The organism is Streptococcus thermophilus, from assembly GCF_010120595.1.
GTDB classification, from domain to species: Bacteria; Bacillota; Bacilli; order Lactobacillales; family Streptococcaceae; genus Streptococcus; species Streptococcus thermophilus.
The window spans coordinates 514349-539445 of sequence record NZ_CP038020.1 but is presented as its reverse complement, the minus strand read 5'-3'; the positions used below and the strand labels follow the sequence as shown (position 1 = coordinate 539445).

Sequence of the window (25097 nt, the reverse complement as noted above, 5' to 3'; positions counted from 1 at the left end):
GCTCTCCAGTAATTTCATTTCATAAACGTGTATTTATTGAACCATTATGTATTGCATGGTGACAATCCCGACAAGTCACCAGCGTTTTTCGACGTCTTGCTGACATGATTTCTTTCCACTTTGGAACTAATTTTCCATTGTGTTTGTTCAAGTCTGCTAATTTTCTGATATGATGTACCTCTATGTTCTCCTCACTTACACATAGCTCACACTTATTTGCGAGTAATCGCTTGATAAGCTCTGTTCGACCACCATAAACTTGATACGGAGCATCTTCTATTACAGCTTTCTTTTTATAAGAAAGTGAAATACCACTCCACGTTGCAACTAGAGGAGGTTTATCTTCTCGAGGCACAACTACCTGTAAACACGGCACCGTTCGGCCATTCGTGCTAGTCGTGGTAGTCTTATATTTAGCTAACATTTTATTAATGGATGACTTATGCTTAAATGCTAATGTTTTAAGGAGTGATGTTTCCATATACCAATAGACTTTTGAGAACCATGACAAATTTTGTGCCAATATATAATATTGAACCAGCCCTCTATATTCTTGTTGGTAAGTTTGAACGATACTAAAGTCATCATCATGCAATAAATTATTACGATGAATAGATTTACCATTTTTCATGTATTGGTGGCATTTGCTTTCAATAACTGATGCAGGTACAAATAATGCGATAACACCATTGACACTTCGTCTTCCTTTGTTATCAATATAATCATTGACACGTTGTGCTTTTATCTCATATCCTAGAAATTTCGCTGATTCTTCAGTCGCATGGGTAATCAAAGTCTTTTCTTGAGAAAGTTCCAAATGTAACTTAATCTTTAAAAAGTCTCCAATTTGCTTCTTTATATCTTTTGCCTCAGCTTTTGAACCTGTAAAGCCTAGAATAAAGTCATCCGCATACCGAACATATCTTAACCTCCGATAGGTAGTATCATAAGTATCAACTGAAGGGAGATTTCTTCTCTCAACAATTAACTGATGAGCTTTTTTATAATCTCCTTTTTCCTGATAGCATTTAATTCTTCTACTCAAACGATTATAGGCTGAGTTTGCTTTCTGCTTGTTACCTCTTGTATATTGAGGTATCAGTTCTTCACCGACCCACTTATCAAATTGATGTAAATAGATATTAGCTAATAAAGGACTAATAACTCCACCTTGCGGTGTTCCACTAATAGTCTTGTGAAACTTCCAATCATCAAGATATCCTGCCTCAAGCATATTTTTGATAAGCCTAATAAACCGACCATCCTGAATTTGTCTAGACAACATAGTGATTAATACATCGTGGTCAATCGTGTCAAAATAACTAGAGATATCTCCTTCTATGAACCAACGTGTCCCTTTCCAGGTCTGAATTTCTTGTAAAGCTGTATGACACCCTCTTTTTGGTCTAAAACCATGAGAATGTTCACTAAATTGTGGCTCATAATAGGCTTCTAATATCATGCGAATCACTTCCTGAAGAAGTTTATCACTCCATACTGGTATTCCCAAAGGACGGTGTTTTCCATTCTTTTTAGGAATGTACTCTCTCCTAGCTGGTCTCCAATAATAGGTTTCTCGTCTTAATTGTTCAATAATCCTATCTATTTTTTGAATAGACATTCCATCAATCGTTTCCTCTGAAACACCCTTTGTCATTGCTCCATTATTCGGGTATAACTTTGCATAGGCTATCAGATAGAGTTCACGATTAAATAGTAACTTATAAACCCTTTCGAGTGGTTTATCTTGTTTTCCACGTTCATGAATGACCGTTAAAATAGTTTTGGCTGTACGCATCCCACGCACCTAATCCTTTCTAACTAATCGAAATTACCTGTCACCCTTCGCCATGTACAAGGATTTCCCTTGCTCGGACTACTACGGTGACTCCGTTACCATAAGGGTCTCCCCTCTTAGGCAATCCTGCTATTCGTTAAAAATGTACGTTCTAGTAACCCTTAGGTTCCTCACTCATTCCTTTATTCATACTTATCGTATGCTCTTTTACTGTAGAAAGTTATTCGTCCAAAATCACAACAACGAATATACAGTAACATCGGTCTCAGTTACTTTCCGATGGGCGATGCTTTGCACCTAGTCAGAATTGAGGTTCAAGCAGTTTAGCCTTAACCATAGGTTACGGAACTTGCGGCACATCAAAGCGTTGTAACTCGCTCCTTATCCGCTTTACTAACATGCTATTGTCCCCTTTGGGTTTCCCCGCTAGGTTAGTTAGTTGTTCCTATTATTTACTTTCAATAATATCCCTCTGTGAGGGAGATACATTTTTACGCTTAACAGCGCACGATTTTAAGCATGTTATCTCTACTTGGATCAACACTACCTGACTTGATAGCGTCTGAACGCTTTACCAGCTCTTCCAAATAGTATTTCTGAGCTTGCGTTAACTCGCTTTCCACCGCAATAATCTTAGCTTCTGGTACTGGTAAATCAAGCATGTCTGAGGTCTGAATATCGGCAGTTTCCTTGTAGATTCGCATGAGTTCAGGAAGGTTGACAAATTTCTTGAACCGTTTCTTGGGTTGGTACTTATCTCCTGTCGGGGCTAGTTCCATGGAGTTTTCGATATTCCCAAAAGCCCCAACCCAGGAGTCAAAATTGGATACCTGGTATCGCTCTAAAACATCGGGTTGAATGTAATTCATCATGGTGAAAAGTTCACTAATAGAGTTAGAAACTGGTGTTCCTGTCGCAAAAACGACATTTCTATCTCCATGCTCTGCCTGTACTTGTCTCACCTTCATCTCCATATCCACGTTCTTTTTAGAAGTCGTGTTGGTAATCCCTGCGACACTCCCAAGGCCTGTAATGGGTCTGATATTCTTAAAATGGTGAGCCTCGTCCACAAAGAGAAAATCAATGCCAAGGTTTTCAAATTCGATAAAGGTATCTCGCTCCAATTTTTGGAGTTCTTCCAACTGGTGTTCTAATCCCTTAATCGAACGTTCCGCTTCTTTCACCGTATAATCACTGTCACTTCCTAGCTTGATTTCTCGGAGTTGCTCGAGTTTGTCATTGATATAGGCGACCTGTTTTTCACGACTCATCGGAATCTTCTCAAATTGTGAATCCCCAATGACAATGGCATCATAATCCCCTGTAATAATCCGAGACACAAACTGCTTACGTTTGGCTTTGGCAAAGTCCTTCTTAGTGGTCACATAGACTTTCTTGGTTGGGAAGAACTTCATAATTTCTTGACCAAACTGTGCAGTCAAACTAGAAGGAACCACATAGAGAGGTTTATGCACCATCCCTAATTCTTTCAACTTGAAACCAGCTCCAAGCATGGTCAAAGTTTTTCCAGACCCTACCTCGTGGGCTAGTAGAGCACGTTTTTCCTCGACAATTCGTTGAATGGCATTCTTTTGGTGAGGACGTAAGGAGATATTCTGAGCAAGTCCATCAATGGTTAAATGACTACCATCATAGGACTTTGATACCGTACGATTGTAGAGCCTATTATAGGTGTCTTCAATCATTTGTTGAACTTCTGGATACCTTGCTACAAATCCTTGAAAGAGTTCTTGTAGGTGTGTTTCCTTGGCACGCAGGACTGTTGTTTTCTCCACATCTGTCACATTCTTTTTCTTATCCCCTTCCACAACTTGTTTTGTAATGGTTGGTTGATTGGAATTCAGGAGATTTTCAAAGATTTTTCGACCACTATCATAGCGTGAAGCAGGGACACCTAAACTCCTATCCGTTGCGTTGGAATAGGTGTAGGCAAACTTAGATTGGTAAGTGATAACCCCATCAATGGGACTGACTTCAAGGACTGTTGCTACTTCTTGGTCTGACAGTTCATAGGCTTTCCCCATAAAGGTTTCTTGGGCAAATTTTCCGTAAACAGACAAAGGAATCCAGCGTGAACCGATTCGATAATCAATGTCTGCCAAAGTAATACGTGCTGGTTTGATAGCTTCTAGAAGTCCCGCATAATGCGGCCAGTTAAAGTCCTGATTGTCTTGTTTGACGAATAGGTCCACCACTTCTAACTTAGTGACGACATCACCTGACAGAAAGTCTTGGCGAGAAACATAGGACAGCTCCCCATTCAAATACTTCTCAGGATCAGGCATAATGAGGTCGCCTAATTCCTCAATCAAGGTCATCTTCGATTCAACCTGATAGATAGACATCATATAATCGAAATCAACACCTCTTCCGTCAGCCAAGCTCGAATTTAAGGCATCAAGGGCAGTATGTACCTTTTTAACCTCTTTTTCGGGACGCACTAGAGCCTTCTCAAAGGCAAGAGATTTAGTATAGATAACAGACTTTCCACTTGGATCTAGACTTTCATCTTCCAAACTAGCAAGAAGCGAATACTTGTCATCACTATCGAAAAGATTGCGGTTCACAGTACTATTCAAATACCCATAGCGTTTGACAAAGCTATCATAGGTACGATTGAGTTTGCCTAACAAGTGGTTAAAGGTCCCCTTATCATAGTCATAATAGCGTTGAATGGCAATAACTTCTTGGTAGGCATTGCGAATATCGACCATTCCTTTGATTCGTGCCACTTCTTTATCAGACAATGGAGCTTCATAGAAAACTGTCTTTTTATAATATCCCTTAAACTGACCACGTTTTGCTGCATCATCGGTCACATAGACATCCAGAGCAGTGTTATCAGTCACTTCTAAGGCATTAAAGCGATCAATCTGCTTTTGAGAATGCTTGGTGTCCCATGCTTTGAAGTTGCCCTCTTCATCTACATAGTAACTGATTTCTTCCGTCTTGGTTCCGACTCGAATACCTTTGTTATCTCGATAGTAAACTGTAGAACCCTGATAACCAAAACTGTACTGACCTAGATTCTCCCTCATTTCAGCTGGAATGGAGGTATCAATGACTTGTTTGGTCACCACATTTGGATTAATGATAACCTCATTTCTATCAATCTCTCTGGGAGCCTTAACGTGATTTAGAGCTGTTTCAACACTTGCAATCAAGTCATCACTAGCCCCCTTAACAGAAAGTGTTCCTCCGTTAAAATTTCTGACCTCGTAGGTTCCTAGCACTTGGCTATTATATTCTCCATCAAAGTAAGGATTGAGCCAAATGCGACTATCCTTCTCATAGCGAATAGAACCTGAAAAGGCTAAGTCGTCTGCCACATACCCCTTGTCTAAGTGTTTCTGGAAGAATAACATATCCGTTGTGACACTCGTTCCTGCAATGGCCTTAAAGGCAGAATCAGGTAGTCGAACCCCACCAAGAAATTCAGTTGTCTCACGAATATCTTGTAAAATATTTTCTGTTCGCTTATCCATAGTTCCTGTCGAAGAGATAATCGCTACTTGTCCACCATCATGGACCAAATCAAGTGACTTTTTGACAAAGTAGTCATGAATCATGTAAGGCCTATCGTACCTGTTATCCGCAATTCGTATATTGGCAAAAGGCACATTTGAAATCACCAAATCAAAACTATTGTCGTTAAAAGCCACCGTCTCAAAGCCCTTAATTTCAATGTGACTATTGGGATGAAGGTGTTTGGCAATAGCTCCTGTAATAGTATCTAATTCCACACCATATAACTCACTCTTTTCTCTTAAGTGTTTGGGCATAGCCGCAAAGAAATTCCCTGTTCCCATGGAAGGATCTAGGATTTTGCCACCTGTAAAACCATCTCTTTCCAACTTATCCCACATCTGACGGATCAGGGCAGGGTCTGTATAATAGGCTGTCAGAGAGGACTGTTTCATATCCGAATACTCTTTATCTGTGACTAGGCTTTTCAGTTCTTCTCGTTCCTTAGAAAATTTTGGATTATAGTCATCAAAAAATTCATTGGCTAGTCCACCCCAGCCTACATACTTGGCAAGGAGTTCTTGTTCACTTGGTAAAGCATTGCGGTACTCCACTTCTAAATTTTTTACCAACCGAATTGCCGCGATGTTTGTCTCAACCTTATCTCTAGCAGTCTTAGGATAAAAGTCCGTCAAATCTTCTGGAAAATAAAAGTCCGTTACTGGAATCTCTGGAATTGTTTCGACGACTTCCTCTTCAGGAATTTGATTATCTGTTTCTTCAAGATCAGTATCGTTATGACCTTTTTCTGAACCATCTGGTTCCAATAGTCCAACACTCTGAACTGGCTCCTCTTCCAGAAATGAGAATAGGTTTAATTCTTGGTCCGCTTCTTCTAACTCTGTTTGTGGTTCTGCCTTTGGCTGATGAAGTGCCTGACTGACTTCTTCCCAGGTCCTCACATAAAGAACTGGATTTTGTTCAATGATATCCGAAAAGTCATTGACTAACTCAATCCGAATCAAACCGTTCAATCGAGCATCGCTGACCGACACGACCTCAAAGTCCTGTCCCTTATAGGAAACCAACGACCCCAGAGGATAAGTGTCCAATACTCTCTGAACCAGTGGATTTTCCGCAAATTCTTCATCAACCACTACTTTCGTCTCAGCTTTCTCTAGCTTGCTCTTCCAATCTCTGAGGGTTAAATCTGGCTGATTGCGTTTATCTTTTTCAAATTGTTCCGCGTCTTCTCTGCTGAGTTCTTGGTGTAAAAAGGCGTAGGCAACTTGTCGCAACTCTTCAAGGGAAAGCTGGCTACTAAAGAAAAATTCAACCTTTTCAAGACTCAATCCCATTTGGAGTAGTTCTGTCGCAAGGGCTAGTTGAGTTACCGAGGCTTTTGGATAACCACCTAATAAAGCAAGGTCCGCATTTTTTAAACGAAAACGACCTGCCGCATCCAATAAAATACCGACTTGGTCTGATTCAAACTGAGATAGCTCAATCCCTACCTGAGTCAATTTTTCTTGATTGTCTATCCTAATAGCTCGTCCAATTTTTTCTAATTCCTTTTCTTCGACTGTGGTCAGCGTTCGTTTCAGCTCATAGGGACTACCATCAGCTTCTAGATAGGTGAGTAACTCCTCGCCCTCAAAGATTGGTGTCATTTCCATTTCAGTGTCAAAATCACCTCGTTTAAAACTTGGGACTTTGGAACGTTCATTTCGAATTTGGTCAAAATATGTTAGTATCTCAAATTTACGTCGTAAAGATAACTCTTCATAGGCAGGCAGATGACTGGTTTTTCCTGTTTGAACATCTAGTTGAGACAAATCTACATCCAAACTAGCAATAATCAAAGAGCCATCTTCTCTAAAAGATATTGCTTGATGAACACTTGTTTTGTGCTCATCAACAGTTTCTTCATTTTCTAGAACTGTTTCATCAACTCTTGTTTCAAGCTCAGGTTCGTAGGTCAAGAGAAACTGTTCAATATCTCGGCTAATCCGATCCGCTAAATTATTAGCCACACGATACACATTGACCAAATTAGCTCCCCTACTCTTTTGTAAAAGAGAATCTGGTGAAATGGTTTGGTAATGACCATTTGAGTCTAATAGTTGAAAACGAGTGGCCAGATTGAACAAGGCCACTTCTATCACCAAGTCTTTTTCAGACGGCGATAGTTTGTCGAGTTTTTGGAGACCAGTTTGGCCGAAAACTTGTGTATAGGTCAATAGATCATGAGCAGTATCATAAGGACTAGCCTGGACAAAAGCTGAAACATCTGTCTCAAAGTGAAGTACCTGAACAGATCTTTTGATTCCCTGCCTATTGGTCATAAACTGACGAATAAGACTATCCCACTCCTCATCAAAATGCTCTGCTTGGTAATATAAAAATGCCTCAAGCAGGGCTCTATCACGAGGAATGGTGGCTCTCATCATTTGTAGTAAGACTTCTTGATTCATTTTCCCTCCCATTTTAAAAGGGCTGAGAGTTTTTCTCAGCCCTTTGCGTTAATCTAGGACCAAGGCTCGTTGGTCTCTTTCTTGTGGAATACCTTCCATTACAGTTGCCACATAGTGTTGTAAGAAATGACTTTTCTGGTCTAGTAAATCTTTTTGCAAGGCAAGGTGAACCAGATCTCCAAAATAATCCTGACTGGAAATGGCTAAGTCCTGTTGAATCATAGCCTGTAAGGTTTCAAGACCGATTAAGGAATAGTCTTCACTATCCAAAACCTCATACTGTTCCAAGGTGTCTGAGAGACTATTTGAGGACATTAAATCCATAATAAAACTAGAGCCTTCACCTGTTCGGTACAACTTTTCCAGAATGTCAGTCATATCTGCCTGTACTTCATCCTGATAACTATCAACTTTAACTCGTAGCCCATCACTAATCAAGGATAGGTCATCATCGTCCATATAATCTTGATAAACCTGATTGAGGATTGTTCTATCAGAAATACTTAATTCCAAAGAGAGAAAGGCCTTGATAAACTCTTGGTAATCGGACTTCTCCATTTCAGATAAAGCCTCTTTTATGGTGTCAAAGTTCCAAGTCATCGTACAACTCCTTTTGTGGGACTAGTGGTGAATGTCCAGATTGTAGCTCCTCTAAATCAGCTTGACCATCACCATCTGTGTCAACAGACTGCGGATCGATTCCCAAAGCTAGTTCCTGACCATCTGTCAAACCATCTTGGTCTGAATCCTTTTCATAAATAGTTTTTGGATTCATCTACTTCTCCTCCTTTTTCTTCAGTCCATAAGCCGTACCAAGTAGAATACCAGCTCCAATCAAGCCCAAAAGGGATTCCTGTTCCCCTGTATTTGGCAAAATGCTTGCTGGAACAGGCGGTTCAATAGTCTCAATTGGTGGTTGAGGTGGTGTGGGTTTATTTGGACTTGGTTCTTCAGGTTGAGGTGTATGTGTTACAACTGTATTTGAGCTAATGACATAGCCATTCACTGTGTGAAGGTAGGTATTCTCCACCTGACCAGTCGCAATCCGTTTCATTTGAAGGTAAACATCTGCCTGAAAGGCTGAATCATCGGAGATAATCTCTAAGAAGGATTTATCAAATGAAATTGACACTAGGCCATTTTCTGTATCCACTTGTTGCAAGGTATATTTCGTGACTTCTGTCCCCTCTTTTAAGACAGAACCGTCTTTGAGGATGACATCCGTCATCAGATAACTGCGATAAACACCATTATACTCATCATGCTTTTCATCATAGTTATCTTCAAAACCATATTCAAATAAATCAGTCGCACGATTGCTTGGAATCAATGCTCCAACCAAGCGATAGTTAAAGGTTTGATGCAAGGCCACTTCTTTCCCGTCAAGGCTCTCATCTTTATGAGACAAGTCAATCACCACATCTTTTTGTGGGTCTAGTTTGGGAACATTATTGACCACTGTTTCCGTGACATAGGCCAAGCCAAAATCAATCTGATAGGCTGTATTTTCATACTGACCACCTGTTTTGGTCAACTCATTTTTAACAGTCATCGGAAGCGTGACAACTAAGGTTTGACCAGTCTTCACATAAGTCTCATAAAAGTTTTTGGGATCATCGCTACTAAGGACCTGAATGGCTCCTTTAGGTGTAAACTGACGTTTAGCCATGGCATCTTGGACGACTTTCGGAGCTTCTGACAAACTAGCGTAGGTGCTGACAGAGATACCAGATACACGATTGCCATCCTTATCCAAAACTTGAATGCCATCAGGATTTAGGGTAAGGGCTTCTTCTGGGTAATCGTCTACCATGTAAAATCCCTTGGCAAGAACATCATCCGTCACGACCATTTCCTTATATTGACTGTAATCCAAGACAATTTTGTAATAATTGACCGTATTCGGAAGAACAGTCTTTCCATCAATTGAAATACCTTCTTGATTGGTATTAGACTTATGTGGAGTTACTTTAGGGACAAAATTGGTCACCGTGTTGGTTTCATAGGCTTGCCCAAAGTCCACCTGATAAGCCACGTTTTCATAAGACTTCCCTGAATTAATCATGGTTTCCAAAATCGTCATCGGAGTGACAATAGTAATATTCTCCCCCTTGGTCACATAAGATTCATAAAAGTCTTGTGGGTCTTCAGGCATGAAAACTTGAAAAGCTCCTTTAGGCTGAATTTTTTGTTTCGAAAGGGCTGCTTGTAGCGTTTTAGGAGCTTCTGATAATTGAGAATAAGCCTTTACGGTGATTCCTGAAACTGTTTTGCCATCAGATGTGATAAACTGAATAGCTGCTTCATCCGGCAATAAAGCTTCTTCTGGATAATCATCCACAAAGTAAAAACCTTGTACAATCTGAGAGTTGTCTGCTTTAATCCCTCGGTATTGGTCCAAGTCCCATGAGAGAGTATAGTGATTTTGAGTTCCCACTAGCATGGGCTTCCCGTTGATATCCACTTTATCCTTGTTTAGGTTTTGTTTCTTGGGTTCTGGAGAAACAAGGGTGTTGGTCACTTCTTTGGTCTCATAGCCATTGCCGAAATCCACTTGGTAGGCCTTGTTTGTATAGGTCTTAGTTTGACCATAGAGACTATTTTTAACCGTCATTTTGGTCAAAAGAGCTAAAGAAGTTCCTGTTTGAACATACTGGTCATAAAAGGCTTGGTTGTCATCCGGCAAAAAGACTTGAAAGGCACCTGTCGGTGTAATCTTAGCATGAGCTAATTTATATTGAAGGTCTTTAGGAGCTTCATTTAGTGAAGCATAGTTTTTAACCGTTATTCCTGATACCTTCTGACCGTCAAGGGTTGTAACAGCCGTGCCATTTTCCACCACATCGAGCACTTCCTCTGGGTAATCGTCCACAAAGAAGAAGCCACGTGCAATTGTCTCTTTAGCAGAACGATCCCCCTTATACTGGTCCAAATCCCAAATCAATCGGTAGTGGTTGGTTGTGCCAAGGGCTACGACCGTGTCATTAATGAGGATACCATCCGCATTTTCATTGTTTTTATCTGGTGTAATGAGTGTGGTTGTCTCCCCATCACCTGGTGTACGAACCGTTACAACATTTGAAGTGACTGTGTAAGCATTGGTTGTGCCCTTGTTCAAAAGGAGTTTGTAACTATTGGAATAGGTTGCCCCATCATTTTGAACAGAACCATAGAGTTTTGGAGCGGTCAGTTGATAAACCTTGGTTAAATCTTTATTTACCTCCTGCAACAAGTTTTCCTTTGCGGTTAAGGTCACAAAATTCTTAGTCTCATCAAAGCTAAGGACATAGTTTCCATTCTCTTTTTGTGTTGTTTCCTTATCAAACAAATAACCTGCAGGCAAATAGTCTTCAAAAATGAGATTAGTCGTTTGAGCACGATTGGGCGATAAGGCATCAACTGTTAGGGGATAAATCACCGTTGAATCTTTTGCGACAGTTTTCTCATGAAGATTAGCTTGGTCACTATTGACCACTTCTTTCATAATCTCTGGAGTTGTCGTCAAACGGTACGCATGATAATGGACAGTGGGTACTTGTGGTGGCGTTGGAAGTTCTTTTGGAATAGGTTTGACAGGTAAGGTTACCTTGGTCAAAGTTAGACTAGGCTGCACCACTTCTTCCAAAGGCTTTGGCGTAAAGGTTACAGGCTTTTCTGGTGTAAATGTTTTAGGAGTAAAGACATCTGGTGTTACCGTAATAGGTTCTGGAATGGGTTCAAGTTCCACCGTTACATGAGGTTTGGGACTATACGGTGTTACTGTACGTGCAACTGGTAGGGTATTTAAGGCGAACCAGTATGACAAGCCAACATTCTGTGGCATATCGCCTTGCCCAAAGGTGACTGTATAGGTATTGCCTGATGTGACCGTTGAGACAATAGCTCCTTTATAAGCATAACGACTTGATGTGGTATCCCATTCCTCAGGCAAATTCAAATCACTTGCACGGTTGGAACCCAAAGAACGTGCTAGACCTTCATTAGTCACTTGAACGGTTGAACCATTAATCGGCACAAATTTCCCAGACGAATCTTTAACATATTCTAGACCAATGTCATTATGATTGAGGGAAGAATGCGTGAAGACACCTGGCTTTTCTTTGGAGAAGGTAACTTGTGAACCGTCTTCCAAGAAATACTTGGCAACTACACGAAACTCCATCTTGTCTGTTCGCCAATCACCGTTTCCGTCATTTCGGTAGGCAATGAAGCCTTCGGTAGGATCATTTGGCACAACCAATTTCACGGCATCGGTTCCAGCAGGTGATACAAGGTTGGTAATATCGTAAGTCACTCGACTAATCTTTTTACCATCAAATCGTGCATTTTGAAGATTTTGATAGTTAAAACTAAGGGTCTCACCTGTTTTGAAGCTATCATAGACAAAGTATCCTGTTGAATCCAATATTCTTGAGTAGCCACCCAGCATGGCATCGCCAGTTGAAATGATTTGATTAGGATTTCGGGTAATGGCTCCATGTTGTGCTTGTGGCTCACCGTTATTGAGATTGAGGGCTTGAGCAAGGGCTTCAGAAATATAACCTTCTTCACCTTTCGAAATCTCGGCCAAGTCACGTTGATAGCGTTCCATTTCTTTGGCATTATAGGCATCAATCGCTTCATTCTCTTTTCTGGCTGCGGCTTCTTTATCTTGATTGCGTTTTGTAATGGCTTCAATCTCAGCTGCTCGATCTGAAACTAATTGTTGTTTCTCCTGATTAGCTTGATCTACTGCGGCTTGACCTGCACGGTTTTCAGCATCAACAGCTGCTTGACCAGCCTGATTACGCCTTTCAATAGCTTCATTATCTGCCTTTGCCTTAGCAAGTCCAGCTTCATTTTCTTTTTGAATGGCCTGATTTTTTGCAACAATATCATCTGCCTTGGTTTTCTTTGTTAGATAATCCGCTACAGCTTGTTCGTTTGTTGTTTGAATGGTTTCAACAGCCTTGCCATAGTTTGTATAGTCAAGTACAGATGTCCCATTTCCTGATGAAACTACTTGTTCTTTCACTGTCACATCAGCATCTGCATACCGAGTTTTTAGGTCATTGACTTTAGAATCAACCCAAGCATTTGTCTCTTTACCAGTTTGGTTGGCCCCTTCGTAGGCCTGTGACAGCTCCTTATTTTCCTGTTCGATGCGAGCTTTTTCATCCACATAAGCTGCTTTGTCAGCTTTGTAGGTTTCAGTAACTTCATTAATAGCCTCAACCTGTTTTTGGACATCTGCTTCTGCTTTTAAAATTTGTTGGTTGGTTTCTGCCGTAGAAGTTGTATTTCCTAAATCCATTGGGCTATCTTCAACCGTAGAAACACCTTCAGCCTTTGCCTCTTCAACTGCTTGTGTTACCGTATCATGTGGTACGGTGACTGCAATTGCACCGTTAGATTGTCCAGTTAACGCTAAACTTTCAGTTTGTTCAGATACAGGGTTTGGCTGTGCTTCTGGTAAATTCGTGGCTGGATTTTCCGTTCGTTGAATAGTGGTGTCAACTGATGTTGTAACTTCATCAGCATGTGCAACCGTTCCTCCCCAAGCAACAACAGCCGTCACCATGGTTCCAAGGGCAACGGAACATAGAGTGCGATATTTTTTACTCTTGCGAAAGACGTGTTTCTCGCCTTTTTCCTGATTGACAAGAAAGTGATGATTACATGTTTTGGTCATAAATAGTCCTTCTTTTCTTTTTTATGTAGCAACAAACTGTCACTCTTTATTAGATACGAGAGCGTTATGCGAGCATGACAAAAATAGGAGTTTTGACGAAGAACTTTCCGTTCTAGGAAAAACTCTCTTTTTTGTACAGCTCGTAGCCCAAGTTCAATACCATCATAAAAAAAAAGGCTTGATTTTGTTATCACAATAAATTGAGGGAAAAGAAGGTGTTGCTTTTGCACTACAAATATTGTAAAATTGTAGTGTAAAAGCAACATTAAAAGGAGTAAGCATGTCAAAAAAAGAGATTCTATTTGAATTTATAGAAAACCACAATGGCATTATCACCTATAAAGATTGTAAAGCTCTAAAGATTCCAACAATATATTTGACAAGACTTGAAAAAGAAGGGATTCTATACCGCGTCGAAAAAGGAATTTTCCTAACCCAGAATGGAGACTACGACGAATACTACTTCTTTCAGTACCGTTATCCCAAGGCTATTTTCTCTTATATCTCAGCGCTTTACCTGCAACAATTTACAGATGAAATTCCTCAATATTTTGACGTAACCATTCCTAGAGGCTACCGTTTTAATACTCCTCCAGCAAATCTGAACATTCATTCCGTTTCTAAGGAATATAGCGAACTAGGAATTACACTTGTAAAAACCCCTATGGGAAACGAGGTAAGAGTGTATGATTTAGAACGTATTATCTGTGATTTTGTGATTCATCGAGAAAAAATAGATACTGAGCTTTTTGTCAAAACACTTCAACATTACGGAAACTATTCTAAAAAAAATCTTACAAAACTCTATGAATATGCGACAAAAATGAACACCTTGGACAAGGTCAAACAAACTCTGGAGGTCCTAGTATGAATAAAGCTAAGCTAACAGCACTCTGTCATAAAATATCAAAGAATACTGGATTAACCTTTAATTCCGTGATGACCTATTACTTTCTTGAAGTGATTTTGAAAAAATTAAGTCAGAGTACCTATTCAAATCACTATATATTCAAAGGAGGATTCCTACTGTCAAATGTTATCGGAGTTGAATCTCGTAGCACGGTTGATATTGATTTTTTGTTCCATCAAATAACACTTTCAGAAGATACTGTGAAGCAGCAACTCAAAGAAATTTTAGCAGATTCCGAAGAAGGTATATCTTTTGTGATTCAATCAATTACAGCTATTAAAGAAAGCGATGACTATGGTGGCTATCGAGCAACAATTTCGTGCCAACTTGAGAATATTAAACAAGTTATCCATTTGGATATTGCGACAGGTGATGTTGTAACTCCTCAGCCGATTACATACGACTATAAAGCTATTTTTGATGAAGACAATTTTCCAATCATTGCTTATACAATTGAAACAATTCTAGCTGAAAAACTTCAAACCATCTATTCACGTAACTTCTTGAACAGTAGAAGCAAAGATTTTTACGATGTTTATATTCTTTCAAAACTGAAAAAAGAAGACATTGACTTCATTCAGTTGAAAAATGCCTGTCAGAGAACATTTTCATATCGCGAAACAGAACTCGATTTTGTAAAGATTATTGAACTACTCGAGAGGTTCAAATCTGATCCTATTCAGAATAAACAATGGCAAAATTATTCGAAAAAATATAGCTATACAAAAGGGATTTCACTTGCAGATGTTCTTGATGAGATGATTAGTCTTATTACAATTATTATTTCTACAGACTTTGATTAAAACATTTATCTGCCCCACTAGGTAATCGTGACAAAAAAATAAAAAAGATATACTAACATTTATTCATTTTGTTAGCATATCATTTTTTATTTCGTCGTATAAGCAAAACTCAAGCTACTATCAACTCCAGATAATTTACGGAAGGTGTAGTTGGGATTGCCATTATAGTTGGTTTCTGAAATAAGGAATGAGCCATCTGGGTAGACTTTCTCCACAAAAGCCACATGTCCGTATTCTGCTGGTGTGCCATGTCCTCCTCCCGCAAATGAAAGTATAGCTCCTGCTTGCGGACTTGTCCCTGTCTCTCCACCGAGACTTGCGGCTGTTCGTACCCAATCTTGGCCATTGCCCATGGTACTGATAATTGGAATCTTCTCACCATTTTTACCTTTGAGTTTTAGACCCAGTTGGTTAATACGGGCTGCGACTCCCCAAGTACATTGGCCGTAAGCATATCCCATACCGTCACCACCTCCTGGAATAGAGTTTTCAAAGAGGTCTCCTCGTACAGCTTCTAAAGATTTTGGATCACTTTGTGCTGTCCCACCGTTAGGTTGACTAAAGCCTTTTTCAATTTGGTAATACCACTCACTTGCTCTTGTCTGGCGTTCAAGTAGTTTATCACCACTATTTCCTTCCCAGTAAATGAGAAAGAGTTGGGCAAGACTAGCTGGACTACCTGTATTTTTGAAGAAGTCCTTTAACCAGTTGGTGTAATAAGGACTATCCCCATGCAACATGAAATCCAGTTGTAACCCTAAGTCATACCACTTTTGATGTTTTCCTTTGGCATATTCCAACAATAAAGTATGTCTGCGTGAACCATCCGCGGTATCTGTCCATTGGCCTAAACCTAAACCACGTTTGAGAATATTTGGGTAACGTCCATTGTATATAGTTGAACCATTAAGTGAGAGCCAACCCTCATCATCCCACGAACTGTCTGTCGCACCAATAGGGGGAGAAAGATAGTCGCCTTCAGCTCGTTTTGGATTAATGGAAGATTCTGCCGACCAATTTCCCAGAATGGCTGCGATAGCTTGATTGGTCGCACCTTTGCTTTTAAGATAGTCATAAATTGCCTTGGCTCTCTCAAACTCATCGCCGCCAAACTGACCGATAGTTGGAAGAATGGTGGTCTGAACCTGAATCACTTTTGGAAAGTAGAAAGCTGGATTGACATAGACCAACTTATCCGTGTCATCATCAACTTTTTGATAGGTGACTTTTAGACCCGTTCCATCCTTGGTCTCACCAATAATGTCTCCTGCCAAGACTTGTTGATTTTCACTCACTCGGCCTGAATGAATGCCAAACAAGGTTAGTTTAGTCTTATTCACTCCCTTACCAGATGTCAAAACAACGTTCTCTCCATCAAGAGATGCCTTGCTATCCATCGGAGCCACAATGACTTGACCTTCTCTTGCTTCTAAGATGATATGGTGATGAAGCGTTGGTTTCTCATCAATGACCTCATAACCATATCGGTAGGTCATGTTTAAGCTATCCTCATCGGTCTGTCCCTGAAAGGGATTGTCCAATTCTTGAAGGGCTAGATAGTTGCCTTCTTCGGTCAACTCCTTTAGTTCTTCTTGGTCCTCATCAGACAGCTTGTAAGCAGGTTCCTTATACAAGTCAGACATGGATTTAATAGAATCTCCACCATTTAAGTCCGTCCACACCTGACTGAGAAATGCTTTGTAGGTCGTACCACCCGTTTCCATGAAATCATCAAGCTTGTAATCTTGGTATTGATGATTCATGTAAACCATGACCTCATCAATCTTGGTGTAGTAGGTAATCCCTTTATCGTTGGTTCTTGTATGCTCCGCATCTTCCCACGTCATATGGGTGTAGCTCTTACTCAATTCTATCTCATCTTGTTGAATGACACTGCTACCTGAGACACTCATGAAAAAGCTCATCATCAAAAGGAGTATCAAGAGAATGCCTGAGACAATCCAAGTCAAAGGATTTCCCGCAAGTACAGAAAAGAAAGTCATACTTCCCTTAATGGCTTGGACGATTCCTTTGAAACCTGCGACACTTTGTTTTCTCACATGCTTTAAAAAGGTTTGGTAGCGTCTTCTTGGTTTAAGAGGTTTCTGGCGTGTGAATCCTTTTCCCTTTTTGAAGTTCTGGAATCGTTCCTTTCCATGAGAAAATTTTGTTTTGGTAAACCTCACACCAGTCTGTCCACTTTTTACTGCCACCTTACCTGCTTGATAGGTAAACCTGCCATAGCGTCTGGCTTTCAGGCTAGTATCCTTTAGGGTTCTAAGTCCATCTAAATCATCATCCTGTGATACCAAGTCAAACGATTCAGATGCAGCCAAGCCTAATCCAGCTTTGACTTTGGTAGAGTTTTTCTTAGACTTTTGGACTTTCTTGAGTTGCTTAACCTCACGCTTGGCAGAACTTACGTCTTTTTCTGCACTTAGCCGATCAAATGATTTTTCTTGGTGAAACTGAAAGCGAGACTTCAGGGAAGGATTTTCTTTTTGGAAAGTAAACTTGGGATTAACTACCTGTTGTTTCTCACTTAGTTTCACTTCTGACAGATGTTTTCTTGCCGTCCTCAAACGCTCTTGAGCTTGCGGAAGTCGATAGTTCTTGATTTCCTTTACCCTCAACAGTTTAGGAGAAACATAGGTAATTTCCTTTAGGAACTTCTCTTCTGCTTCCTTTTGGCTACTGAGTAGATTTCCTTTTAACTCTGTTTTCTTTCCCTGAAACAGAGAATTTTTGGCTGATTTTAGAAATCTTCCTTTTTTAGGAACAGTCTGTTTTAAGGTCCTAACTTCTTTCCGATAATGCGTACGGGCTGATTTTAAGTTGCTTCGAAAGTTTTGTCTGGCTTGTTTGACTAGCTTTTTATCCTCTTTCATCTCATGTCCTCATTTTTTCAGGGTCCGTACTCATGATGTCAAAGAGCTTGGTGTGTTGTGGAATCTTATTCTTGAATGGGACAACGGTGGAACCGGCCTTAATTAAGCCTGCCCCTTTTTCAGGATTGACCAAGTATTTCTCTAGTTCCTTAGAAAGTCCAAGCATATGCACCAATTCTTCGCGATCGCTCTTAGCCTGTTTTAAAAGAATCATAAACTCGCTATTAGCAATAATGCGTCTGCCATTGGCATCCAAAAGAAGCGTTTCTACATTCTGAGTAATGCCTGTCGGTATCGCCCCATACTTACGGACACGACTCCAAAGTTTGAAGAAGAAATCAGAGGCATACTTGTCTAATAAGAGAAGCTGCATCTCATCAAAGTATATCCAGGTCTTCTTCCCTAGTTTTTGATTTTTTACCACCCGATTCCAAATTTGGTCAAAGATAACCATGAGGGCAATTTGTTTTAATTCATCGCCTAGCTTTTTGACATTGTAAATCAGGAAATGACTGTCTGTTTTAATATTGGTCCGATGTGAAAATATGTCCAGCGACCCTTCCACATAGAGTTCCATATCCAGTGCCAAGTCCTTAGCTTCCTGTTCAGGTTGTTGAGCTAAGACAAAGACCCATTCGACCAAGGATGGTGTGTCAAAATGCTTATAGGTGAGTCGTGTCACACGGTCAATCAAGGACTTTTCACGACCATCCATTTTGCGGTCCAAGAGCTTTCCAATCCAAGACAAGAGAAATTCGGACTTAACCTTAACCGGATCCTCATCCATATTCTCATCTGATAAATCTAAGACATTTAAGAAGGTGGTAGAATCTGGGGCAATATCGATACTCTCCCCACCAAAGGCTTGACCGATAATGCTGTACTCGTTTTCTGGGTCAACAATAATAATTTCAGTATCGCAATCTGCTTCCTTGAGCTTAGTAGAGATGATTTCATGTTTTGTCGCCATCCCTTTGCCAGCTCCAGAGGTCCCTAAAATCAAACCTGACGGAGTATTTAACTTGCCACGGTCAATACTGATGATATTACTTGAGATTTGATTGATGCCATAAAATTTCCCACCCTTGTCCTGAATATCTACGGAAGTCCAAGGTGCATTCACGGCAATATTTGAAGTCAATAGAGACCGAGAAACACCTTCGAGATAGTTCTTCCCAAATGGCAAGAGACTATTAAAAGCAGCTTCTTGCATGTAGGTCAAATTATCGATAATCATATCATTTGACCCCGCCACTTGCTTGATAATATCAAGAGATTGTTTGAGTTGGTCTTCAGTATCCGCAAGCACTCCAATCAGAAATACCGTATCAAACAGTTTATCTCCTGTTTGGGTCATGGTTTGAAGAAGAGACTCAGCTTCATCGATGTTGTTCTCAAGAACATGGCCGACCTTCTCCAAATAGATGCCTGTCCGAGCCATCTTTTGTTGTTCCCCAATCTTTTGCGATTCCATCAAGGTCTTCTTGGTTCGTAACTTGGTCATGGTTTCAGACTTGGTAGAGCCTTTAGCATGCAGACTAATCATCACTTCCAAATCTGACTGCATCAAGTCTCGAATAAATTTATCCCCTAACTCCATGCCATAGTCACGTACATAAACAATCTGTAATAATCGATCGTCCAATTCAATATGATTCTTGTGTTTAAAGGAAAGGTAGGTTGGGGCAATAAAGTGTTTGGTGGATTGACCTGATAGGGTCAAATCCTTGTAAGAGAACGGTAAATGATTTTCACCTCGTAACATATCCGCAAGGTCATTCACTCGCTCCTCTCCACCAAGCAGACCAAGAGATACATCAATCTCTGAAAAGCCACTTTTGAAATATTCCCCAATCTGTGACAGAGAACGAAAAGCTAGTTTTGGTGTTTGGTCGCTCTTGCCAAATGTAAGAAACTTGACGGCTGAAAAATTGTTCTCACCCGCCTCTAAGTTGGCATCCATCATGCGATTCAATTCATCACGATAAGCATCAAACCCATCTTCCTGCAAGGGATAGAGAATACTCTTACGGAATTTTTCCAGATTGACCTTTTGATTGAAAATAGTCAGTTGGAAATTGGTCTTATCATCCAGTGAATTGATTAAATCGGAATATTTCTCAACAATAGCTCCTTTATCATCTAAGCCAACTGTTTGATAATTAACATCTCCTAAAAGATAGGTTTGTGAGAAATAGCTTGGACTGACCTGCATAAGGCCATTCTGAAAAAGCCCTTGATAGGCTAACGTATTTACGGTAGAAGGTCTGATCTCCTGCTTCTGTATTTTCGTCTTTTGATTTTTGTCATTAGAAGAGGTCTTTGGTTTCATTGAGTGTTTTAATTTTTTCACGTTGGTCTCCTTTTCTTCCAGTAAATGTACGATCTGGTACTGTTAGTTCATAATGAAAACGGTACTTGAGATAGGTTTCAAATGGTAAATCGTTGGGGCGATAGACCCCAAATAACATGAGTGGAATGGTAAAGCTAAAAACAAAACCATAGACAAACCAATCCCCAAATTGCCAATAAAATAGGTTCAAGCCCAATACCAAAATGGTTAGGGCGACAGCTGGAAATACAAAAATAACCTGTCTAGTTGTAAATCCCAGCCATGCCCTGTGTTGAACCTTTGAGATGTCCTTAAAGACACGTGTGTTCATAAATGTTCTCCAATCTAAATAAGCTATAAAAAGAGGAGGCGGGCAATTTACTCCCATCCTCCTACATCCCCAAAATACTTCGGGCGGTCCGTTGACTGCCAACCAAGGCAATGATTAACAATATGGCCTGTACCAAGCCACCAAACATAATGGCGAGTGATTCCATAACTCCAGCTCCATTTGATACGGCAATCTTTCCAGCCGATTCAAACAAGGGGACAAGAGATACAATTAGAAAAATCAAAATACCTTGAATGGCATAGACCATGATGTTTTTAAGGTAACCAATCCCAACACTTCTCCAGTCATCACTAAGGAAGGTCGGAATGGTAACAGGGGCAAAAGGAATCATCAGATAGAGTTGGATAAAGCGAATGGTAATCAAGATATTGACAACCATGATGCTGGCCATTCGTACCAACCAAATGAGAATCGCAAAAAAGCCAATAATCATTTTTCCTACAATCCCAGATCCCTTAATGCCTGAGATGGTATCATAATTAGCACCACCATTCGTGACAAGACTTGCCACTTGTTCAATAACATAAGAGGCAATGGCAATAATGGCTTCCACAATAACCGTCGTATTGGTAATCACGACCGCGACCATGATGTAACTGACAATCATAGGTGCCATGGCTTCAAAGGTCATTGCACCACCTGAGTTTGCGATTTTCTTGGCCATTTTTGAAAATTCGAGTACGAGAACAACCGCAAGAATAGCTACTCCCAAGGGCTGCATAATCCCCTTGGTAATGGCTGTCATGTAAGACCACACCGTCGGATTAAAGTCCGCTAGTGACTTAACCAAGTTGGCGGTTGATTCTAAATCCACTTGAAACCCTTCAAAAAGGCTATCACTAGATACTTTTTCAGAGGCTAGAAATACAAAAGGTGACGTAAAATTCATTATCATGTCATGTGCTGTCCTCCCCTAAATGGTAATCTGAGTCACAAAAGCACCAGCGGCTCCCACCATGACCCCACCAACAATTTCTAGAATAGCATTTCGGACACCTGGTCCACCATCTTTAATATTGGTTGAAAGGTTGATAATGCCCATGACAACAAGAAAAGCTCCTACTGCAATTAAGCCTTTTTGTAATAGAGACATTGCTTGGGAGAACATGGAGCTGGCGTCCACTCCGTAAACAAAGCCTGATAGTTTTTGATTCATATAATTCCTCATTTCTATTAATGTAGTGTCGTTTCTGTGCTTAAATCCCTTATTTTATGGCCTGACAAATCTAACTCTTCCTCAGCGGTTAGGGGATTGATATGATAGTGCCACCAGCGTTCATCAGATTCCTTATCTGCAAGCCATTTCCAATTCTTATGTTTGAGTGGAAAATATTTCTTGGTTCGAAAAACAGGAACCCCTGCAATGCGTACAAGGCACTCATCTCGTTTCATATTTCCGACTTCATCAGCCGTCATCAAGTCACGGGCAATTTTCTGGTGAGAGGTAGAACTTGAACCCGTCTGCCCAAAAGAACGACTGGTACTTCTGACATCAATGGTTTGTTTGCCTAATAGACCACTCATAAATTTAAAAGTTTCCTCGTCATTTCCACCCAAATAGAGGAGGCTGTCACAGTTCCCCAGTATAGTTTTCCAACCCTCTTTTTCCTTATAAAGTCCTTGGAGTTGAGCAATATTTTGCAAGATAGGAACTAAGCTCATGTTTCTAGAGCGAACTGTTGAGGTTTGTTCGGCAAAGTCTGGGATTTCTCCGACATTCGCAAACTCATCCAGATAGCTTCTAACATGAATAGGCAGTTGCCCTTTAAAGTCAACATCAGCCTGTCTGGTCAAAGTGGAGAAAACCGTAGAGAAAAATAAAGCAGATAGGAAACGAAAGGTCGTATCATTGTCTGGAATAACAAGATAAACCATGGTCTTTTGAGTGCCCCACGTTTTCAAGTCCATAGTGTCTCTTTGCGTCAAATCAATCACCGATTGGATATTAAAGAAGGCAAATTTAGCGGTCGTCACAGCAATGACCGAATCCAAGGTCTTGTCCTTGTAGTTCTGAAAATCCGCCCAGTTTCTCATGGTAAAGTTCTCATGACCATATTTCTTAGCATAGTCTTCAAACAGGACTTCAAGAACACTTTTGTCCTGATTGTCTCCCTTTGATAAGAGTTTGATGAGTTTCCCAATCTCAGAAAAGGCTGGATAACGGCCACGCTTACGTCTTACTTCCTGCTCTTGCTTGGAACTTCCTGGAGGATTGTAAAAATCCACCAAATATGAGGCAATAGCTCTCACCAATGTCATGGAAGCCTCGTCCCAAAATGGATCACTACGAGAACCAGACCCACGGGTATTGTTAAAATAGACCGTTAACATGCGGTTCAAATCATTTTCTGTCTCAACATAACGAAAGGGATTAAAACCATCTGAATTGGTCATATTAACCAAATCTAAAACCTTGACCTGATAACCGTTTTCTAAAAAGAGTTTACCTGTCTTCTCAGCCAAATGGTCTTTAGGATCTACGACAATATTGGAACAGTTAAGTTGGATAAGATTGGGCTTCACAAAGCGAAAGGTCTTACCTGCACCAGAACCCCCAATGACAATCAAGTTTTTATTTCGGTCAAACTGGGGTTTCTTCTTTTCCAACAAGGTTAGACGAACATCACGAGCCAAAATCGTGTCATTAAAAGGATTCTTACTGTAAAAGTTCCGCTTTTCCTTACTGGTTCCAAATCGTGCAGAACCGTATTCTTCCCCTTCTCGATAGACCTTCTGTCCTGACGATACATAAAGATAGACTAGTGTCATCGTTAGAACCCAAAGGATAAAGGCAAGAAGAGATTTTTGAGTAAAGGAAAATAGCCATAAAGGATTGAAAACCTGATTTAACCCCTCTCCTAAGAGGTAGGCAAATCGTTCCATAGGTGGGGCATTGGTTAAACTATCATAGAGTAGAGTTAGACGATGGCAGAAATAGCCAAAGGCGAGACCCAAGAGACCAAAGACAAATGCTTTTTGCCTGGAATACATTACAAGGTCACCTCCTTGGTTTTGACTGCCGAAGGTTCTGTCACTCTAATTTTCTCTTTGGCCAGTTCTATCTCTTGATCCAAGGTTTTATCAAAGGTTAAACCTTCTAGCTTCTCTGGATTAGACATCAGTTTCTTCAACAATTCATCCAAGTGATGATCGAGCAAGGTCTTATCCTTGGCATAAAAGTAGAGATAGTCTTTTTGCCAACTAATTGCGATTGGCAGTTTTTCTGACTCCATCAACTCCTTAAATTTCTCCACATCGATTGGCTTATCCAGTATGTCTTTACTAACATCTATCGCTTCAATTGCGTAAGGGCTTTGAAGGAGTTCTTCCAGTTTTTGAACCCCAATCTTATAAGCTGAATCTTGAGCTAAGGCTTGCCTAGCCGACCATTCTAAGAGCTTTAAGAGGGTTCTGACTGTCAATAAACTACTTCTTTCCACGTATTGCATCGCTTGACGTTCTTGTTGTTCAGATGACATGGTGACCTCCTCTTTTTTCGATTCCCTATCAAACATAAGGTGCTTCCATAATACGGAAGCACTCTTGATTTTGGTATCACAAGAAAGTTACGACATAAGCCAAACTATTCCAAAGTAAATGTAAGGCGATTGCCGTCATACAATCAGTTTTCAATCGAACAGCAGCCAAGGTCAAGCCAAGACAGCTATACATGAGCCAACTCCCTAACTGATTGGGTCCATGGGATAGAACAAAGAGAAAACTGGTCACGCCTATTTGTACAAAAGGGAATGTCAATTTTTCCCACAGCAACTGCCTATAAACAATCTCTTCAAGGACACTTGCATTGACCAGAAACAATAAAAAGATAATAGGAGGAACCTGCTTTCCTACTTGTACCAATACTGCTTGATTCCTAGTCTGCACTGAAAATAGGAAACTGATGAAGACTGCAAAAGCAACCATAGCCACAAAGCCAAGAAGCAACCAACTTAGGCGTTTTTGCAATGTCATATTTTTTCCTTGAACAGTTTTATGACGGGCAATCTCTAAGCAAGTAACACTTAATAGGATCAATTGTAGCAAGACTATACCCTCTATTGTTAGATACTCTTTCAGGTATATACTCACCAGAAGACCGTTAAGCTGTATGGCTAGATAAAACACCACTATCCTTATCATTGTCACCTCTTGAATAAATCTTCATAATCAATGTCTAAGACTAAAACGATTCGCTCAACCCATCTTGTTTGTGGCATCAGACGATTGGATTTGTAATGTCGCAGTTTTTGATAGAGGCGATTAAACTCACTGGGATAGACATATTGACCTTTGAATACTTTGCGAGCTAGTTCTGCCCAAGTGATTTCTCTTTCTGAGAGTATAATTTCTAAATTATCCCAAAATCGTTCATTCATCTTCACA

15 protein-coding genes and 1 pseudogene are annotated in these 25097 nt (G+C 40.3%); 2 read left to right on the top strand and 14 right to left on the bottom strand.

Features of this window, described 5'->3' with window-relative positions:
* Positions 1-19: 19 nt before the first annotated feature.
* The 5 genes and pseudogenes from E3C75_RS02895 to E3C75_RS02875 form a co-directional block, all read right to left on the bottom strand.
* Positions 20-1798, bottom strand: a complete 1779-nt coding sequence (locus E3C75_RS02895) for a reverse transcriptase/maturase family protein (RefSeq protein WP_111679146.1) — start codon at positions 1796-1798, stop codon at positions 20-22.
* Positions 1799-2307: 509 nt separating this feature from the next.
* Positions 2308-7758: pseudogene (locus E3C75_RS02890) on the bottom strand (DEAD/DEAH box helicase family protein); the annotation flags it as partial.
* 48 nt (positions 7759-7806) lie between these two features.
* Entirely contained in the window at positions 7807-8358 is a 552-nt protein-coding gene (locus E3C75_RS02885) for a hypothetical protein (protein WP_111679142.1), read from the bottom strand.
* A complete protein-coding gene (locus tag E3C75_RS02880; RefSeq protein ID WP_100262165.1) occupies positions 8342-8533 on the bottom strand; it encodes a calcium-binding protein in 192 nt (63 codons plus the stop codon). The genes E3C75_RS02885 and E3C75_RS02880 overlap by 17 nt, the downstream gene beginning before the upstream one ends.
* Positions 8534-13429: an SspB-related isopeptide-forming adhesin gene (locus E3C75_RS02875; RefSeq protein ID WP_111679140.1), complete on the bottom strand. Its 4896-nt coding sequence runs from the start codon at positions 13427-13429 to the stop codon at positions 8534-8536.
* Between the two features lie 280 nt (positions 13430-13709).
* Between E3C75_RS02875 and E3C75_RS02865 the strand changes: the two genes are divergently transcribed.
* Complete coding sequence (locus tag E3C75_RS02865; RefSeq protein ID WP_014621283.1) at positions 13710-14300, top strand: type IV toxin-antitoxin system AbiEi family antitoxin domain-containing protein; 591 nt, start codon at positions 13710-13712, stop codon at positions 14298-14300.
* Positions 14297-15142 (top strand): nucleotidyl transferase AbiEii/AbiGii toxin family protein, encoded by an 846-nt coding sequence (locus E3C75_RS02860; RefSeq protein WP_111679138.1) that lies wholly within the window; start codon positions 14297-14299, stop codon positions 15140-15142. Before E3C75_RS02865 ends, E3C75_RS02860 begins: the two co-directional genes overlap by 4 nt.
* An 86-nt stretch (positions 15143-15228) precedes the next feature.
* On the opposite strand, the gene E3C75_RS02855 is transcribed toward E3C75_RS02860, so the two are convergent.
* The 9 genes from E3C75_RS02855 to E3C75_RS02815 all read right to left on the bottom strand — a co-directional run bounded on the left by E3C75_RS02855 (position 15229) and on the right by E3C75_RS02815 (position 25090).
* Positions 15229-18030 carry a phage tail tip lysozyme gene (locus E3C75_RS02855; protein ID WP_133264093.1) on the bottom strand — a complete coding sequence of 934 codons (2802 nt, stop codon included), beginning with the start codon at positions 18028-18030 and terminating at the stop codon, positions 15229-15231.
* A gap of 1 nt (position 18031) precedes the next feature.
* Entirely contained in the window at positions 18032-20383 is a 2352-nt protein-coding gene (locus E3C75_RS02850; RefSeq protein WP_162173396.1) for a VirB4-like conjugal transfer ATPase, CD1110 family, read from the bottom strand.
* A complete protein-coding gene (locus E3C75_RS02845; RefSeq protein ID WP_001097579.1) occupies positions 20340-20693 on the bottom strand; it encodes a PrgI family protein in 354 nt (117 codons plus the stop codon). The genes E3C75_RS02850 and E3C75_RS02845 overlap by 44 nt, the downstream gene beginning before the upstream one ends.
* Before the next feature lie 61 nt (positions 20694-20754).
* Entirely contained in the window at positions 20755-21609 is an 855-nt protein-coding gene (locus E3C75_RS02840) for a VirB6/TrbL-like conjugal transfer protein, CD1112 family (protein ID WP_014621279.1), read from the bottom strand.
* An 18-nt stretch (positions 21610-21627) separates the two neighbouring features.
* On the bottom strand, positions 21628-21870 hold the full coding sequence (locus E3C75_RS02835; protein ID WP_001072171.1) for a hypothetical protein: 243 nt from the start codon (positions 21868-21870) through the stop codon (positions 21628-21630).
* A gap of 17 nt (positions 21871-21887) precedes the next feature.
* Positions 21888-23705, bottom strand: a complete 1818-nt coding sequence (locus E3C75_RS02830; protein ID WP_014621278.1) for a VirD4-like conjugal transfer protein, CD1115 family — start codon at positions 23703-23705, stop codon at positions 21888-21890.
* The gene (locus E3C75_RS02825) at positions 23705-24193 is read right to left on the bottom strand and encodes a hypothetical protein (protein ID WP_002936460.1); all 489 of its coding nucleotides are present in this window, start codon (positions 24191-24193) and stop codon (positions 23705-23707) included. The genes E3C75_RS02830 and E3C75_RS02825 overlap by 1 nt, the downstream gene beginning before the upstream one ends.
* 76 nt (positions 24194-24269) lie before the next feature.
* Positions 24270-24854, bottom strand: coding sequence for a CPBP family intramembrane glutamic endopeptidase (locus tag E3C75_RS02820; protein WP_041829000.1), 585 nt, complete (start codon positions 24852-24854; stop codon positions 24270-24272).
* Positions 24855-24856: 2 nt separating this feature from the next.
* Entirely contained in the window at positions 24857-25090 is a 234-nt protein-coding gene (locus E3C75_RS02815) for a hypothetical protein (RefSeq protein WP_014621275.1), read from the bottom strand.
* Positions 25091-25097 lie beyond the last annotated feature (7 nt).

Coding starts and splice junctions, on each gene's coding strand:
- E3C75_RS02895 (WP_111679146.1), bottom strand. CDS start 1,798: ATGCGTACAGCCAAAACTATTTTAACGGTCATTCATGAACGTGGAAAA.
- E3C75_RS02885 (WP_111679142.1), bottom strand. CDS start 8,358: ATGACTTGGAACTTTGACACCATAAAAGAGGCTTTATCTGAAATGGAG.
- E3C75_RS02880 (WP_100262165.1), bottom strand. CDS start 8,533: ATGAATCCAAAAACTATTTATGAAAAGGATTCAGACCAAGATGGTTTG.
- E3C75_RS02875 (WP_111679140.1), bottom strand. CDS start 13,429: ATGACCAAAACATGTAATCATCACTTTCTTGTCAATCAGGAAAAAGGC.
- E3C75_RS02865 (WP_014621283.1), top strand. CDS start 13,710: ATGTCAAAAAAAGAGATTCTATTTGAATTTATAGAAAACCACAATGGC.
- E3C75_RS02860 (WP_111679138.1), top strand. CDS start 14,297: ATGAATAAAGCTAAGCTAACAGCACTCTGTCATAAAATATCAAAGAAT.
- E3C75_RS02855 (WP_133264093.1), bottom strand. CDS start 18,030: ATGAAAGAGGATAAAAAGCTAGTCAAACAAGCCAGACAAAACTTTCGA.
- E3C75_RS02845 (WP_001097579.1), bottom strand. CDS start 20,693: ATGAACACACGTGTCTTTAAGGACATCTCAAAGGTTCAACACAGGGCA.
- E3C75_RS02840 (WP_014621279.1), bottom strand. CDS start 21,609: ATGATAATGAATTTTACGTCACCTTTTGTATTTCTAGCCTCTGAAAAA.
- E3C75_RS02835 (WP_001072171.1), bottom strand. CDS start 21,870: ATGAATCAAAAACTATCAGGCTTTGTTTACGGAGTGGACGCCAGCTCC.
- E3C75_RS02830 (WP_014621278.1), bottom strand. CDS start 23,705: ATGTATTCCAGGCAAAAAGCATTTGTCTTTGGTCTCTTGGGTCTCGCC.
- E3C75_RS02825 (WP_002936460.1), bottom strand. CDS start 24,193: ATGTCATCTGAACAACAAGAACGTCAAGCGATGCAATACGTGGAAAGA.
- E3C75_RS02820 (WP_041829000.1), bottom strand. CDS start 24,854: ATGATAAGGATAGTGGTGTTTTATCTAGCCATACAGCTTAACGGTCTT.
- E3C75_RS02815 (WP_014621275.1), bottom strand. CDS start 25,090: ATGAATGAACGATTTTGGGATAATTTAGAAATTATACTCTCAGAAAGA.